The organism is Nocardia sp. NPDC002869, assembly GCF_046764065.1.
GTDB classification, from domain to species: domain Bacteria; phylum Actinomycetota; class Actinomycetes; order Mycobacteriales; family Mycobacteriaceae; genus Nocardia; species Nocardia rhamnosiphila.
In genome coordinates this window covers 1-15,779 of record NZ_JBKOOL010000135.1, presented here as the reverse complement: position 1 = coordinate 15,779, position 15,779 = coordinate 1, and the positions used below count along the sequence as shown (strand labels likewise).

General features: G+C 63.0%; 10 protein-coding genes, 1 tRNA gene and 1 pseudogene. 6 read left to right on the top strand and 6 right to left on the bottom strand.

From position 1 onward, the window contains the following. Positions 1-782: 782 nt before the first annotated feature. The gene (locus ACLML9_RS21685; protein WP_411947247.1) at positions 783-3,899 is read right to left on the bottom strand and encodes an NACHT domain-containing protein; all 3,117 of its coding nucleotides are present in this window, start codon (positions 3,897-3,899) and stop codon (positions 783-785) included. A gap of 250 nt (positions 3,900-4,149) precedes the next feature. Beyond that, a complete protein-coding gene (locus tag ACLML9_RS21680; protein ID WP_411947246.1) occupies positions 4,150-5,592 on the bottom strand; it encodes a recombinase family protein in 1,443 nt (480 codons plus the stop codon). A 27-nt stretch (positions 5,593-5,619) separates the two neighbouring features. Between ACLML9_RS21680 and ACLML9_RS21675 the strand changes: the two are divergent. Next, positions 5,620-5,808, top strand: a pseudogene (locus ACLML9_RS21675) (MBL fold metallo-hydrolase); the annotation flags it as partial. A gap of 308 nt (positions 5,809-6,116) precedes the next feature. Further along, the gene (locus tag ACLML9_RS21670; protein ID WP_411947245.1) at positions 6,117-6,932 is read left to right on the top strand and encodes a hypothetical protein; all 816 of its coding nucleotides are present in this window, start codon (positions 6,117-6,119) and stop codon (positions 6,930-6,932) included. A 169-nt stretch (positions 6,933-7,101) separates the two neighbouring features. On the opposite strand, the gene ACLML9_RS21665 is transcribed toward ACLML9_RS21670, so the two are convergent. Next, positions 7,102-8,004: a cutinase family protein gene (locus ACLML9_RS21665; protein WP_411947244.1), complete on the bottom strand. Its 903-nt coding sequence runs from the start codon at positions 8,002-8,004 to the stop codon at positions 7,102-7,104. Positions 8,005-8,891: 887 nt separating this feature from the next. Between ACLML9_RS21665 and ACLML9_RS21660 the strand changes: the two genes are divergently transcribed. The 3 genes from ACLML9_RS21660 (at position 8,892) to dnaG (ending at position 12,781) form a co-directional block, all read left to right on the top strand. Then, positions 8,892-9,464, top strand: a complete 573-nt coding sequence (locus ACLML9_RS21660) for a YdcF family protein (protein WP_411947249.1) — start codon at positions 8,892-8,894, stop codon at positions 9,462-9,464. A 68-nt stretch (positions 9,465-9,532) separates the two neighbouring features. Next, complete coding sequence (locus tag ACLML9_RS21655; protein ID WP_411947248.1) at positions 9,533-10,780, top strand: deoxyguanosinetriphosphate triphosphohydrolase; 1,248 nt, start codon at positions 9,533-9,535, stop codon at positions 10,778-10,780. 75 nt (positions 10,781-10,855) lie between these two features. Further along, the gene (gene dnaG, locus ACLML9_RS21650; RefSeq protein ID WP_411947243.1) at positions 10,856-12,781 is read left to right on the top strand and encodes a DNA primase; all 1,926 of its coding nucleotides are present in this window, start codon (positions 10,856-10,858) and stop codon (positions 12,779-12,781) included. An 11-nt stretch (positions 12,782-12,792) separates the two neighbouring features. Here the strand turns inward: dnaG and ACLML9_RS21645 are convergent, their stop codons facing one another. Next, positions 12,793-13,041 (bottom strand): hypothetical protein, encoded by a 249-nt coding sequence (locus tag ACLML9_RS21645; protein WP_039828542.1) that lies wholly within the window; start codon positions 13,039-13,041, stop codon positions 12,793-12,795. Between the two features lie 198 nt (positions 13,042-13,239). On the opposite strand from ACLML9_RS21645, the gene ACLML9_RS21640 reads away from it, so the two are divergent. Further along, positions 13,240-13,312 (top strand) — tRNA-Asn (locus tag ACLML9_RS21640). Positions 13,313-13,877: 565 nt separating this feature from the next. Here the strand turns inward: ACLML9_RS21640 and ACLML9_RS21635 are convergent. Continuing rightward, positions 13,878-14,273: a hypothetical protein gene (locus ACLML9_RS21635; RefSeq protein ID WP_411947242.1), complete on the bottom strand. Its 396-nt coding sequence runs from the start codon at positions 14,271-14,273 to the stop codon at positions 13,878-13,880. Between the two features lie 47 nt (positions 14,274-14,320). Further along, complete coding sequence (locus tag ACLML9_RS21630) at positions 14,321-14,587, bottom strand: hypothetical protein (RefSeq protein ID WP_411947241.1); 267 nt, start codon at positions 14,585-14,587, stop codon at positions 14,321-14,323. Positions 14,588-15,779 lie beyond the last annotated feature (1,192 nt).

The following is a 15,779-nucleotide window of genomic DNA, read 5'->3' as shown; positions in this document are numbered from 1 at the left end:
GTCCCACATCTCATACCCACTCCGTGCGCATGAGATGTGGGACTGAGGGGGTAAGGAAACCCAAAAGAATTCAGTTCAGTATGTAGGGGGTGCAGGCAGGGATGAAAAGGCTCTGGTTGCGTTGGGCAGTTATCGGTGCGTTGGATGCGTGGTTGCGTTGGCATACGACTCGGGTAGTGGCGCCATAGTCGGATGCTGCGGTCTACAGATCGGCCCAGTAGGTAAGGCCATTTAGTCGAATGCCCGTGACGTATCGATGTGGTGCGAGCGCGCCGCGCGCACTCGTTCGAGAGCTGACGCTCTCGCCTCCGTTCCGCACTGATGTCGTGGTGGGGGTGTCTCTCCGCTCGGCCAGAACGGGGCTATCACACGAACACCGGACATCAAGGGCGCCTGCGGCGTCGGCTGCGCCGATGGCTACGCCACCCTTGATGTCCGGCGCCCGTGTGATCGAGTCGCCCCAGGCCGACCGGAGAGACACCCCCACCACGACAAGACCCGTGCTCCACTACAGAATTCGCAGCCTCGCGGCTGCGCGCGGGGGCGGCCCCGGACGCCGCCGCTCGCCGCGGGGGCAGGCACTCCAGAGAGCCGGATGCGAGCCTCCAACTAGCTGGCTTGCCATAATATCCTGTGGCGAATCCGCGCGAGCGGGCACGCTAGGGCGACGGTGGACTGACGGCGGAAACCTGCGTATGCCGATCGGGTAGCGAAGGCGCGTTACCCGGATGGCGCTCTCTGTGATCTCTCAGCTAAAAGACGGAACAATATTCGGTTTCTACTTAGCGTAGTAGACGCGAAAGTGGGGCCGCTTCAGAATTGCGGAAGAACACTAAGACCGGTTCTGATCTGGACTGCTGTATGATTTCATCTGGAATATTCATCTGTTCGAATAGACTCAGTGACGAGTCAATAATGCTTCGTCCTAGGCGTATCTCGATCTCGGACATGCCTTCAAACATAGTGTCTGATATCGCAGACCAATTCGGACCGAATCTTCTCACTGCTTCTCGGTACTGTTCGCGTGTATTTACTCCTAGTGCAAACAGTGGGCCGGGTATGTAGATATTCCGAAGGGTTGGTAGAGCCTCGATTCCCCGAAAATTATTATCGAGGAAGCAATTGTCCAACCTGAAACTACTTATATTGGAAAAACCTGCCAGCTTGTGGAAGTCGGAAATCCCGACAAGGCTGAGTTCTAAGTGTTCCATCGATGCGTTACCTTGACTGAAGTCAACTGAGTAGGAATCTGCGCCCGAAATCCTTAGCGCGCGAAGATCTGAGAAATTTTCGATACCTTTAAGTGTGCGCAGATTTGGGCAACCGCCGAAAGCGAGATCCTCAATATCGCTGAATCGTATCAGCGCTTCCAAGTTTTCGATGCGTGAGTTGGCGTAAACGCGCAAGAAATGAGCTCGGGGCGGCATTCGAATTGAATCAAAGCTGATGTTGCCAACGAATTGAAGTTCGATTACCTCCTTTACGTACCTCAAAACTTCCTTTTCTTCGTCACTTCGGATGAAAACTTCCCTCAGGGTAGGCCATTCAAGCCCGGAGAAAATTCGCTCAGCGTATTCGGGTCCGTCGAACCTGTAGAAAGAGTCGACGATTTCGGATTGAACCGCAAGTCGGGTGTCGTACTTGAATCTCTCGATTACTGTCAATGCTGATGAGCCTCCTATCAACGCTGCTGTTCTCACCACGGCCGCAGCTGTACGTGCCGGCAGCTTGGGCGACTTAGGCAAGAGGTCCAAGACCATGTCTCCTGCCGTTGCCAGTATTTGAGCCTCGCCAAACTTCTTGGGTGGAATAAGGGCTGACGCTGCTGATCGGACCCTATCCAGCACGGATTGATCGAGCTCGTGCACATATTCAAGGCATGCGGCGGCCAGAAGATGGAGCCGTGTCCGAACGCTCGGTTCTTCACGATCACCCCTGTCTAGCAACGCCAGGAGAAGGCGCTGCTGTTCAGCGGGTCGCGCATGCCCCACGGCCATGGAAAACACGCCATGCCACTGGTCTTCGTGAGAATTGTTTATCAGAAGCCCGAAACTTTCGCTTTCTACGGCTTCCTTTGCGCCTAGGAACTCCTCGAAGGTTCGATGAACAAAGTCCATTCTTCCGTCTATTGGTTCACGAATTAATCCGGATCGTATAAGTAGATGGTTGTAGATAGTTTGGGCATCGGTAGATATCCGAGGCATGTTTTGAATCAATTCTCCAATTCGAGCTACGGCAGATTCTTTTTCTGCGTCGGAATAGCCGTTGGATATCAACCAGAATGCCAATTTTTGCAGTAGTCGCACCGACTGCGTAGCGCCCAAGGCAACACCGCCCGGGACGATAATCTCGCGCTCTGCATCCCGTCTTGTCAAGAGCATCTCTAGGGCTGCGTTGTATAGCTCCATGCGGTCGCGAGGCAACTGCATTCTCCGGTCACGGTACAGAGCGCAAAGAAGCGCGCATAGCAACGGGTTAGTCGCGAGTCGACTAATCTGACGTTCAGAGGTTACTACATTTGCCAAAGATTCTTCGTACCGCGTCAACTCGACACATTTATCTTCGGTATCAACTTCTTCGCGCGCTGCATCGTGCCAGTGCTTAATAAACATTCGTACATCGCTTGGGCTCATGGGAAGCAGGTCGAGCACCGCGAATTCTTCTTTCGCCAACCAATCGTCGGCTACTGCGGAGGGGCGAGAAGTGACTATGTATCGAGAGGCTGGGAAATCACCTACCAAGTTCCGAAGCCACTCTCTTGCCTTTGTTCGCAGCGATTCTGGTACCTCGTCAACGCCGTCGATTAGAAGCAATCCCCTCCCGGCTCTAAGTATGGCATGGACCCAGCCATTTGGCGTCTCGGCGGTTAAGTTCAAGCCGACGCTAGAGGCTACGAAGTCTTCTGGCGCCGGAAACTCTTCCTTTTGTATAAATCTACGTAAAGGGATGAAAAATGGCACTATATTCGACCAGTTGGCTAGCTCTTCAGAGTCGTCAGCCTTCGAAACACTAACAGCTAGCCACTGCAAGAGGGTTGTTTTACCTGAGCCTGCGCCCCCGCGGATTACGACCCTGTTCGCGGCGGAAATCATGCTTTCAACCCGGTCCCCGGAGAACTTTGATCCGCTTGAGGTAGGCTCGGTGTCGGTCCCATCGACCGCCTCTGAGCCAGCGGCCGCAGCGCACAAGCTCATGTATGCAGTACTTAGCGGATACGTCGATTCACGTGCCAACGTCACTCCGAACAGCTGTAATCTATCCAAACGTCGCTGCAGGGTTTCGTAATACCTTTTTTCGAACTCCAGATAAACGGCCTCGGTGGTACCCAATAAGGAGGAACTCAATGAATCGATGCTGTTGGAGATCTGCGCCGATCGCTGCAGCTGCTCGACTGCTGAGCGGTTGAGAAACTCGGGGCGGGTGGTTATGAACTCAACGATTTGGGCGCAGCATAGCTTCAAAAGCAGGTGATAAAGATCGTTTGCTTTTGAAATCATTTCACGTGTTTGTGGCAAGTGTGGAGATACTTCGAGCGCTCTGGAATAGAGTTTGTCCGGATCGAGATCCAGATCGAATACTGTGTTAGAAGTTACCGGAGTCAGTGCAGTCAAAGCGTCGCCAACGGCCTCAACTGCAGCCGATACCTCGTTATCAGGTATTCCGCCGTACTCGACCTTAAGAATGGGATCCAGTTTGCGATCGATGGTGGAAGCTATCGATCGGATGTCCGTTTCTTGTAGTGAGCGTTTGGTCTTTCTGAAAGGAATCCGAGAATCTATTCGAATCGGATCTGAGGTTAAACCTGCGCCTTTTGGCTGTACCAGTGACTGTCGGGCTGCCTCGCCAATAATCGGCGCGATCGCCTTCGCGAGCAACGAGCCGAGCAACGGTTCTGCCACCTTGATCCCTTCCGGGCTGGGCTAGCCAAGGCGGCGATGTCAGTGTCAGTCCATCGGCGCCTTGAGCGGACCAACCACCTTGAACGTCATGCCCACGACCTAGGAGGCATAGTAGCGAGAACTGAGATGCCAGTGCGCCTTTCGCGATCGGTAGATGAGTTTGCTGAAATTTGAGACACTTAGCGGCGGTGGCCTATGGGGATACGTCGCACGATAAGTCCTCGCGAACGGGAGTCGGCGCGAGCTCTGGTCAGCGGGGCCCCTTGAATTCAAACACAGAGTCGTATTCGTTCCAGTCGATGCGGACACCTTCGGGCTTGAAGCCAGGTCCTCCGCGGGCTGGGAGGATCGTGACTCGTACACCCAGAGCGCTCAGCACTGTGACCTGCTGGGTGACGACGAGACTGTCCCAGACCTGGCGGGCATCGCTGGTAGTGATTTGTGACAGCAGCGCGCCGTCCAGTCCAGTAGCGGCCCGGGTCGCGTCGGCTTCCGCCGCGGCGAGTTCTGGCCTGAGCTTCGCGGTGATACGCGAGAGTTGCTGCGCGTCGATGGCTCCATCGGCGAAGGCATCCGCCGCACTGTCCAGCCGGGACCGGATGGCATCTGCCCGGGAACGCGCTTCTTGGCCGATAGTGTCGTCTCGGGCGAACAAGTCGCGTGCGTCAGGTTGCGTCAACCTCGTGCACACGACCTGCGCAACGAACTCATCGACCCACTCGACTCGTCGACCGACACATCCGCGACCCGTGGGACAGGCGTAGAGCACGTGTGGACCTCCACGGTTGACGACTCGCAGTGTGGAGCCACACACGCCGCATCGACCGATCCCAAAAGACAGAAGGTGCCGCCTAGCTCCGCCCTTCGTTGTCGCACGTCCAGGAGCTGTGAGCAAGGCTGTCACGCGGTCGTGGTCGGCACGATCCACTATCGCCGGCCACGCGGCCGGGTACTCCTGACGACGGTGTGTCCTGACCGAAACGTTCATCCGGCGTAACGCCAACTTCCGGACAGTTGACGCCAGCCAGGGCCCCTTTCCTTTAGGTGTCGGTACGCCCTCCTCGTTCAATCGCTTGACGATGGCCTTCACCGACAGGCCGGCCAGTAGGTCGGCCACTATCCCGCGGACTACGTCTGCGGCTTGAGTATCTTCGATATCTTCCCAGCTCAGAACGTTTCCCGCGGCGTCCCGGTGATAGACGCGCTGCCATCCGTATGCGACATGGCCGTTGGCCCGCCCTTCCTCGGCGCGCTGCTGTGCTGCACGGGCGATGCGCTCGCCCTTGATCTCAGACTCTGCGGTGTCGAATTCGCCCAGCACTCCGGCGTACATGCGGCCGGCCGCGGACGTCAGGTCGATATCGGAGCCCTTGACGAGAGCGATGCCTACCCGAGCCTGCGATAGGACGTCGATCGCGTGTGCGCGTTCGCGTCGGTTCCGCCAGAGGCGGGACAGGCCGTAGGCGACGATGTGGTCGAACTCGCCGCGGGTTGCCGCCTCGAGCATGGCCTCATAGTCCTTGCGGTGCTTGTCCTTCAACGCAGAGATATCGTTGTCGGTGAACACCCGCACTACTTCCCATCCGCGCGATTCGGCGAGTCGTACCGAGTCTTCACGCTGCCGTGCGATGCCCTTCTCTGTGCTCCGCGGATCCTCGGAGATTCGACAGTAAACAGCCGCTCTACCTGCCATAATGGCGATTTTACCCGCTGAGAATCCTCCGTATTCCCCGGTGGTGTGGGAAAGACCTGGCGTCCCGAGGATTTCGCCACCCTGCTGGACGGGGTGACCACCAAACTCTTCGACCGCTACGGCGACGATACGGTCGTGTATCCGGGTCACGGTGACGACACCACCCTCGGTGCCGAAAGGCCGCAGCTGGCGCAGTGGAAGAGCCGGGGCTGGTAGTTCCTGGCGCGATACCGCCTCGGCGCGGGGGCGACTCGGGGAGCTGTCCGCGGTAGTGCATGGGAGGGTGGTCGATGGGACTGATCCGGGCGCTGCCGGCACCGGTCGGTCGCGCTGACGGAAGCACCGACAGCCGGCCCGGCGGCGGAGTGCGGTATCGGCTGCGGAACTGTCCATGGCGGTCTGACGGCCGGAACTGTCGCCGGTACGCTAGGAGATCCGCGCGCGAACTCCGTCGGCGCGGCGACCGGGGGTCTTACGCAGTGAAAGGCTTACCTGACGGCACTGCCAAGGAGCTGGTCCAGCGGTTGCGGGACGACTTGATAGAGCTGCTCAGCAGACGGGCCGGCGGCCACATTCATGGCAGAGTGGACGGCATCTCGGATCGCGCCGACCGGGCGGCGGTTACGTATCGAGGCGCCGAAGAACATGGCAGACAGCAGATCCCGTCGGATGGTCCGGGGCGGTTACCGGCGGGCTCTCAGCGAGTGTCCGCGGAACGTCCGGCACAGGGACCGCCGCCATGGGAAACGGAAACTTCTTCGCCGGTCACCGGATCCCGCGACGATGGGCCGGCCTCCGATCGCGCACAACATTTCGTTCTGAGCCTGACCCAAGCAGACAGAGATGCCTTCGCGAGCCTCGCCGACAAGCTCTCGCTGCGGAACATGGTCGGCGACGCCAAGCTTCCTGCGAGATTCCACGAAATGCGCGGAAACAAGCTTTCGGCGGAGGAGAACAGGCTTATCGGACTCTTGGGCCGAATGCAGGAGAAACAAGGCGGAAAACTGATCGAAATGAATCTGGAGTTCCGCTGGGTCTCGGCGGAACCACGTCTCGGAGTTCCGAAGCTGGTGGAGGACGCACGCGTGCACGGAGGAGCGGAACCGAACAGACCCTGGACGCATATAGGGGACAGCGTCGTACAGGATTTCATGGCGCGAGATCGCGATCCTGGTGTCCTGTTCGTCTACGACGGCGACAAGCTCAGATCGCCGACCGAGGAAGAAAAAAAGGACCCCAACGGGAAGCGCATGTACATGTACGCCAAGAAGCCGATTGACGGGCTGGAATTGAAAGACGCGCTGTTGGGGATGATCCGCTTCGACCCTCCCAGCGGCTGAGAGCACGGGACGTCGCGAGCCGGCAAGCCGCCGGACTTCGGGCCCGGATCGCCGCGTGCCTACTGCATCACCGCAGCGATCACCGACAGATGGTGACCGCTCGCCCGGAGGGAGGCCCGAATCGGACCTGCACCGCTCCGGGCGACCATGGCACCGGGAGCGGGCTGATTCAGGATAGTTCGACCAGTTTCTGCCGCAGCCAGCTCAGCGTGGTGACCCCGCCCGCCACCTGGTAGCTCGGGTAGCTCTGGTGAATACCGGATTTCACGAAATCGTCGACCTGCTTCTTGCGCTCCTCGTAGGCGGTGCCGTTGAGCTGGTCGTGCAGCAGGCCGAGGCCGCCGGCGGCGAGGGCGTCGTTGAGCAGCTGCATGCCGAGGGTCTGGTAGTTGCCGAGCTGGGTGGGGTCGGCGTTGGAGACCTGGGCGAAGAATCCGGCGATCCGGGCGGCGAAATCGCCGTCGGGGGTCGAGCAGTACAGGTCCCCGACGGCGCAGAAGGTGTAGGTGCGGTTGCTCAACCAGCCGAAACCGGTCAGCCGGGGGCCACCGGCGCCGGCGCCGAGTACCGGTGGACCGATGAGGTTGTCGAGGGGGGAGCGGCGCGGGTCGGCGATCAGGCCGACCAGGCCCACCCGGTCCGGCGAGACCACGCCGAGCCCGGTACCGATCTCGGAGGCGAGGTCACCGGCGGCGTCGGCGCCCTGGCTGTAGCCGAGCAGCGCGAATCGGGTATTTCCGCAGCGCCGTGCCACCTCGGAGATCAGTCCGCGGGCTCCGGAGACGGCCTCGTTCTTGGAGCGGCCGTAGACCTCGCCCTCCCAGGGGAAGGCGGTGGCGGTGTAGGCCACGTAATCGGTGTGGGAGTTGCCCGGCAGGCCGTCGGCGGCCAGGGCGAGCATTCCCTTGCCGGGGTCGGCTTTCGACGTCTCCCAGGTGCCCGGTATCGCGACCACGTACAGGTCGGGGCAGTTCGCGGGCGCCGCCTGGGCGGTCGTGGCCACGGCGGGGGCGAGGACCGACGCGAGGGTTACCGCCATGCCGGCGGTGGCGGTCTTCCAACGAGAAAACATCGTGTGCTCCATGTGCTCACCGTGACGGCCACCGGCCGTTCACCTGTTCCCAGGATTCCCAAAACAGTCGACGGGCGTGCCACGCCTTTGTGGTGTGACGTGTGGGTGCGAGTTCGTCGACCCCGATGGATGGATCAGAGGCACTTCAGATCTCGCCGAGGGATAGCCAAGCACATCGACGCCCGTTCCGAAAGTCGAATCTACCGGTGTTCGGCCCTGATCAACGGGATATTCACTGTCCGGCGACGCTGTGCCGCGAAATCCGCCCGCTCACGGTGGTTTCGGTGCCCCTGCCGGTGTGGCGCGCTCACTCGGTAGCTGCGGCGTGTTCGAGGAAGCGGGTGAGCAGGTCGTGCAGGTTCCGGCGATCCCACGCGGACCACGCGTCGGCGTCGATCGTCACCGCCGGGGGCCATCGGATCCTCACCGCATGGACCACCTCCGCGGACGGTGCCGGCAGTTCGGTCCTCGCTCGACTACGGTTTCCGGGCGGGAGCGGAGTCACTTCGCGCGGCCGGGTGCGGTCTGTGAAACGTGTTTCTTCCCTCGGCGGGAGGGTCGCTGATAACGATTCGGGCCACAAGAAGCGCCCCTCCGGCCGGAGAAGGGGTGCCCACGCCTTCCCTCTCACGTCCCCGGCGGCGGCACCTCCCCTTTGGTAATTCCGTGACCAGCGCAAACCTCGAATCTTGGCGTTACGGCAGGGTGGGGGCCTGTGCTCGCGCGGTGTCCGGGGCCCGGAGCCTGCCTGGCAGACTTGAGGCGTGACATGGACGCCAGTGCGTACACGACCGGATTCGCGTGCCGATTCCGGTGCTGCGCGCGGGATCGGTGCCGGGATCCTGCGCTGGGCCGGGCGGCTGCTCGGCGGCGCCCTGGTGGTGGGAATGATCTTGGTGGGCGGTACCGCCATGCGAGTGTGGCAGGTGGCGCGGATCGAGGACTACACACCTGCCGACGCCATTGTGGTGCTGGGCGCCGCGCAGTACTCCGGGACACCGTCATCGGTGTTCGAGGCGCGCCTCTATCAGGCGGCGAGCCTGTACGAGCAGGGGGTGTCGGACCTGGTCATCACGATCGGCGGCAAACAGGAGGGTGATCTGTACACCGAGGCCGCCTCGGGAAAGATGTACCTGATGGACGCGGGCGTCCCGGAGAGCGCCATCCTCGCCGTGGAGACCGGTTCCGATACGCTGCGCAGTGTGGAGGCCGTGGCCGCCGCGATGCAGGAACGCGGACTCGGTTCCGCGGTGCTGGTCAGCGATCCGTGGCATTCGCTGCGGACCCGCACAATGGCCCGCGACGCCGGACTGGACGCCTGGACCGCACCCACCCGCACCGGTCCCGCGGTGTACACCCGGGAATCGCAGGCGCACGGTATCGCCCGGGAGACCGCCGCCCTGCTCTGGTATCAGCTCACCCATTTCTCGGCGGATTTCAACTACACCGCCGGGCAGTGAAACCTTCACCCGCCGGTGCCGCCGGACCTCCCGGCCGGTCACTGCCCGATGGCAGACTGGGTGCGGTGATCTACACCGAGCACGACCGCGAACGCCTGGTCGGCGAGGCGCCCAAAACGGCCGGCCTCGCCGGTGCCGGAGCCCACGGAAACGGGCACCGCACCGAATTCGCGCGCGACCGTGCGCGCGTGCTGCATTCGGCCGCGCTGCGCCGCCTCGCCGACAAGACCCAGGTGATGGGTCCCCGCGACGGTGATACACCGCGCACCCGGCTCACACATTCGCTGGAGGTCGCGCAGATCGGCCGCGGTATCGCCGACGGCCTCGGCTGCGACCCCGACCTGGCCGAACTCGCGGGTCTGGCGCACGATATCGGCCATCCGCCCTACGGTCACAACGGCGAGAAAGCGCTGGATATCTTCGCCACCGATTTCGGCGGGTTCGAGGGCAACGCCCAGAATCTACGGATCCTCACCCGGCTCGAACCGAAGGTCCTCGATTCCTACGGCGGCAGTGTCGGGCTCAACCTCACCCGCGCCGCGCTGGACGCCGCGATCAAGTATCCGTGGCATCGCACCGAGGCGGGCGGCAAATTCGGCGCCTACGAGGCGGACGCCGACCGGTTGTCCTGGGTCCGCAAGGGCGCCCCGGAGCGGCGGCCGGCGCTGGAATGCCAGGTGATGGACTGGTCCGACGATGTGGCCTACTCGGTGCACGACGTGGAGGACGGCATCATCGCCGGCCGGATCGATCTGCGCGCGCTGGCCGATCCGGTGGAGCGGGTCGCGCTGGCCGAGCTGGGACATGTGCAGCATCGCGGCCTCTCGGTCGACGATCTGGTCGCCGCCGCGCAGCGGCTGTCCGAACTGCCGGTCGTCGCGGATGTATTCGTCTACGACGGCACCCTCACCAGTTCGGTCGCCTTGAAACGGCTCACCAGTGAACTCGTCGGCCGATTCGCCAACGCGGCGGTCGTGGCGACGCGCGCGGCCCATCCCGGGCCGCTCGCCCGCTACTCCGCCGACCTGGTGGTGCCGCCGGTGGCCGCCGCCGAGGTCGCCGTCCTGAAGACCGTCGCGCTGCGCTACGTCATGTCCGATCCCGACCACAAGTTGCGCCAGGCCGAGCAGCGCGCCCGCCTCACCGCCGTCGCCGAACACCTCCTCGCCACCGGCCCCGCCGCGCTCGATCCGCTGCTGCTGCCCTGGTGGGAGACCGCCGCCGACGACAGCGCCCGGGTCCGGGTGATCGTCGACCAGATCGCCTCCTACACCGAGAGCCGCCTGGAACGCATCGCCGCCACCATGAATTCGTGATACTGCGCACGGTATCGCCGCCGGCGTCGGGGTGCTCGGGTTCCGGCGTGTGCCCGCTCGCCTAGACTCGACTCCGTGACCGGACGAATACCTGCTCGCGATATCACCGCCATTCGGGAGCGCGTCCGGATCGAGGATGTGGTGGGCGAGTACGTGGCGCTCAAACGGGGCGGCGCGGACTCGATGAAGGGGCTGTGCCCGTTCCACGACGAGAAGTCCCCGTCCTTCCATGTGCGGCCCAACCACGGCCTGTTCCACTGTTTCGGATGCAACGAGGGCGGTGATGTGTATGCCTTCCTGCAGAAGATCGAGCACATCGGTTTCGTGGAAGCCGTCGAACAGATGGCCGACCGGATCGGCTACCGGATCAACTACGAGGGCGGCGGGACATCGGTCCAGCGCGACCGCGGCACCCGGTCCCGGCTGGTGGCCGCCAACGCCGCGGCCCATGAGTTCTATGTCGAGCGGCTGCGCGGCCCCGACGCCACGGTCGCCCGCAAGTACCTCACCGACCGTAACTTCGACGAGGCCGCCTGGACCCAGTTCGGCTGTGGCTATGCCCCCGACGGCTGGGACGTCCTCACCAAGCACCTGCTGAACCGGGGCTTCGATTTCACAGAGCTCGAGGCGGCCGGTCTGTCCCGGCAGGGCCGGCGCGGCCCGATCGACCGGTTCCACCGGCGGCTGCTGTGGCCGATCCGCAATCTCGGCGGCGATGTGATCGGTTTCGGCGCCCGCAAGCTCTTCGAAGACGACACCATGCCGGGCAAATACGTCAACACCCCGGAAACCCTGCTGTACAAGAAATCACAGGTGCTGTTCGGTCTCGACCACGCCAAACGGGAGATCGCCAAGGGCCATCAGGCCGTGGTCGTCGAGGGGTACACCGATGTGATGGCCATGCATCTGGCCGGGGTGAAAACCGCCGTCGCCGCCTGCGGCACCGCCTTCGGTGACGACCACCTGGCAATCCTGCGGCGGCTGCTCATGGACGACAACTTCTGGCGGGGGGAGATCATCTTCACTTTCGACGGCGACGCCGCCGGTCAGGCCGCCGCCCTCAAGGCGTTCCTCGGTGACCAGAAGGTCGCCGGGCAGACCTACGTCGTGGTTTCGCCCGACGGCCAGGACCCCTGCGAGATGCGCCAGCACTCCGGGGACGCCGCCCTGCGGGATATGGTCGCCCGCCGCGAACCGCTGTTCGATTTCGCGCTGCGCCAGGAGATCGCCAAACGCGAGGACAGCCGCACCCGGGCCCTCACCTATGACAGCCAGGTCGAGGTGATGCGCTGGGCGGTTCCCATCGTCGCCCAGATCAAGGACCACGGCCTGCGCAAACGCTATGCGACCCAGCTCGCCGAATGGACCGGCTGGCAGGATCCGCAGCTGGTGTACCGCCGGGTCGACGAGGAGGCCCGCAAGTTGCGCGGCGCGGCGGCCGCCCCGCCCGCGCGGGCGCCCCGGGGCGAGCAGTCCGGTACCACGCCGCCTGCCGCCCGCCCCGACCCCCGCGACCCGGTGCTGCGTTCCCAGCGTCAGGCCCTCACCGCCGGCCTGCAGTACCCCGAGATCGCGGGCCCGGCGTTCGACGCCCTGGAAGCCGATGCCTTCACCCACCCCGCCTATATCGCCGTCCGCACGCTCATGGCCGAAGCCGGGGGAGTGTCGGCGGGCCTCTCGGGTGCGGACTGGGTGAGTGCGATCAGTGACCGCACCGACGACCTCACGCTGCGCGCCCTGGTCTCCGAGCTCGCCAGCGAACCGCTGCCGGTGAAGACCACCGGTGATATCCCCCGGTTCGTCACCGGAGTCCTGGCCAACGCCCAGGCCGCCCTGGTCGGACGGCAGATCGCCGAACTCAAGTCACGGCTGCACCGCGTCTCCTCGGTCGACGAACCGGAGACCTATATGGCGTTGTTCGCCGACCTCGTCGCGCTCGAGCAATACCGCAAGAGCCTGCTGGAACAGGCCATGGGCACCAGCGAATTCGGCGCCGCCTGACCCGCGGGGAGCTATCGCCGCCGTAGCTGATCGTGCGGGACCATCACGGTGGTGCGCTCGTCGAGCGGCTCCATCGGCTCCAGTTTCGGCCGAGTGCTCAACTTGTCCGACAGCTTCTGTCTGCTCACCTGCACCAGCTTGCGCGTCACCGGGCTCCCCGCGACCGCGCGGGCACTCGCGCTGATCTGCTCATAACGTGCCCGCCCGGCCTTACTGCCCAGCACATAACCGGCAGCGATACCGATGATCAACCGCAACATTGTGGGTGGAGCTCCTCCCAGTAGTCCGTGCCGACCCATCCTGCCCGACAGCACCGACACCTGTCGATCCGGTCCCCATCGCCGGTCGGGCCCGTTTCGGCCTCCCGCCCCGGCTCGACCCGGCGATTTGGGCGCGCACCCACCCATACGCTAAAGTTTGCTCTCGGTCAGCCCGGTACGGGCGAGGCCACCGAGCAATCCCCTATAGCTCAATTGGCAGAGCAGCCGACTGTTAATCGGCAGGTTACTGGTTCGAGTCCAGTTGGGGGAGCGGAACCGCAGGTCAGGCCGGCTAAGTCGGCCTGACCTGCTTCTTTCTTCGGTGTATAGCCAAGAATATGCCAAAATTTCCGGGCCGAACTTCCAATCAATCGAATGCCTTGGCGGTCATTCGTCGCAGATTCCGGTCGTTGGCAGGACACGCAAAGTCAGGGCGGCCGGGAAATGGCTGGTGATTGCGGGTTGGTATCCGGCTTGACCGTTCGCGGTGTGTCCGCTGGGACCGGTTCTCCGGTGCCTGGTCCGTCGTGTTCAGGGCGGGCGTTACGTCCGTTACATCACCTGTTCCCTGTCGGTCCGCCGGGCTGGTGTGTTTCGGCTTTAGCGTCCGGCGTAGATGCCATGGTGTGCAGGGCGCCTTCGTACCAGGCATGGACGGCCAGCCGGATGCCCGGGGGTTGCCCCTCCTGATTTTCTCAGTAACGTCGGCGCCGCGACCACCGATGCCCAGATTCGGCAGGTGCGGTTCGATCGGTCTCTCTCACGCGGTGGGGGTGCTCAGCGGGGGGACGGGTTCTGCTCGGATCGAGGCGCGTCCGAGTTGCCAGAATGCCCTCTCAGACCTTCTCCACCCGCACAGGCCGGCCCGCCAGAAGTTGGTTCAGGTCGTCGGTGTCGGAGGTGAATACGGTGGTTTCGGACCCTCTGGCGGACTCTCGCTCGGCGACAGCCGCGAGGACGGCGTCGATGGCGTATTTGTGCCCGTGTAGTCCGGCGTTCCGCAACATGTCCCGCGCGGATGCGATTACGTGGTCATCGGTGTGTACCACGCGGATTCGTGACAACGTCCAACTCCACAGGGCCTGCTCGGATCCGTCTCGCGGGTTCCACGCTTCCAGCGTGGTCAGTGCTGACGTGACGATCGGGATATCGAGTTGCGGTGCGGTTTTGATGAGCGCGGCGATCTCCCGATCACCCTGGACTGCCTTGGCCAATGCCTCGGAATCGAACACGAAGACACGTTGCCGTGGCTGATGCGCTGCCGCTCGTCGTGTCCGGTTCACACGGCACTGCCGGGACGTGCGCCGTGTTCGTCATGCCATTCGTCGAGCGCGGCGATCCGATCGAGCGCGGCCTGCTGCTCCTCCTCCGACAGGGGACCGTATTCTTCCTCGATCTGTTCGGCCAGCTCCCGCAGCCGGTCCATGGCATCGCGATGTGCGGCAGCAGCAGCGATGTAGCCGGACACTCCCCGCGAGTCGACCCGGCCCTTGATCGATTCGACGAGTTCTTCCGGCACGGTGACGGTGATCTTCCGGGTTGCCATACTTTAAGTATGGCACACGGGTGGTGTGCTCGACTGCGTAAGTTCCGGATTGTGATCCAGCCTCGTTCCGACGCCGAGCACCGGCCGGCATTTACGGTGCCGCTGCCGATCGGCCAACGGATCGGCGTCGTCTGATGACAGACCTCACCCAAAACGTTGCTACGGCCGGCCGGGTGTCTATGTATCCGGCAGGGTGAACAGGAGACGATCGAGTTGCGGCACGGTGCCATCGAGAATCTTCGCGATCTGGGAGTGCCGATCGCGTAGTACCGGCGGGCTGGTGTCCAGAAATCCCGTTTGAGGCTGTGGCCAGGGGGGCGAGGCCATTGCAGAATCGGTGAGCCGTCGGGTTGCGGCAGTAATAGAACACGTCCGGCTGGCCCGGCGCCTGCCGCACACAGGTCGGCACGTCAACTCGGACCGTCGACGTGCCGGGGTCGTGTGCACGCGGCTGGCCAGTCGAATGCCGCGACGGCGACAGAGTCGAAAATGTCGAATTCGACCCTTCCCCAAATTCTCGCCAAAAATTCCGGCCACTACGGAGAACCTTCGTACACGAACCCCCAGGTCAAATCGACACGTTGTCCGTTCCTACTTGACCCATAAGCAGAGGTGCCCGCCGATATTCGGGGTCTGACCAGCACACCGGCGGGAGCTCGTAACGGCAGGTTACTGGTTCGAGTCCAGTTGGGGGAGCAGAAACAATCCCTCTACCGATTTCGACAGGTAGAGGGATTATTCATTTCCCCGGCCGAGCAGGCAGAGCCCTCAGGTTTCCGACTGCGAACGAGTCACTGTTTTCCCGACGAGTACCTATCCGGGTCGGCCCGTCCATCCGGTTCCCGAGGTCGGCCGCTGGAAACAGTAGCGCTCGGTCGTCGCCGACTTCTGTGTGACAGCTGCCTCAGTGCTCCGCCCACCCGAAGTCCGGGGCCGGGGAGCCGATCAGGTCGGCGCCGCGGGGGCCGTGCGGAGTGCCGAAGGTGAAGGGCACGTCGAGGCCGTGGCAATTAACGAGGTGGATTCGATGTGCAGGATCGGTGCTCCTGCTCGCCCGGGTATTCGTTCGGCGCCGAGCCCGATCGTCCGGATGGTTCAGAAAGTGTTGGGGAACCTGATCGGTTAGCTGTTGAGGTCGTCTGCTAGACGGCGGGCGGCCTCGGTTTCGATCGGGCCGGAGGGTTCCACGGTT

Excerpts from the sequence above, each read along its gene's own strand:
- ACLML9_RS21680 (WP_411947246.1), bottom strand. The coding sequence starts at position 5,592 with ATGGCAGGTAGAGCGGCTGTTTACTGTCGAATCTCCGAGGATCCGCGG.
- ACLML9_RS21665 (WP_411947244.1), bottom strand. The coding sequence starts at position 8,004 with ATGTTTTCTCGTTGGAAGACCGCCACCGCCGGCATGGCGGTAACCCTC.
- ACLML9_RS21660 (WP_411947249.1), top strand. The coding sequence starts at position 8,892 with ATGATCTTGGTGGGCGGTACCGCCATGCGAGTGTGGCAGGTGGCGCGG.
- ACLML9_RS21645 (WP_039828542.1), bottom strand. The coding sequence starts at position 13,041 with ATGTTGCGGTTGATCATCGGTATCGCTGCCGGTTATGTGCTGGGCAGT.
- ACLML9_RS21630 (WP_411947241.1), bottom strand. The coding sequence starts at position 14,587 with ATGGCAACCCGGAAGATCACCGTCACCGTGCCGGAAGAACTCGTCGAA.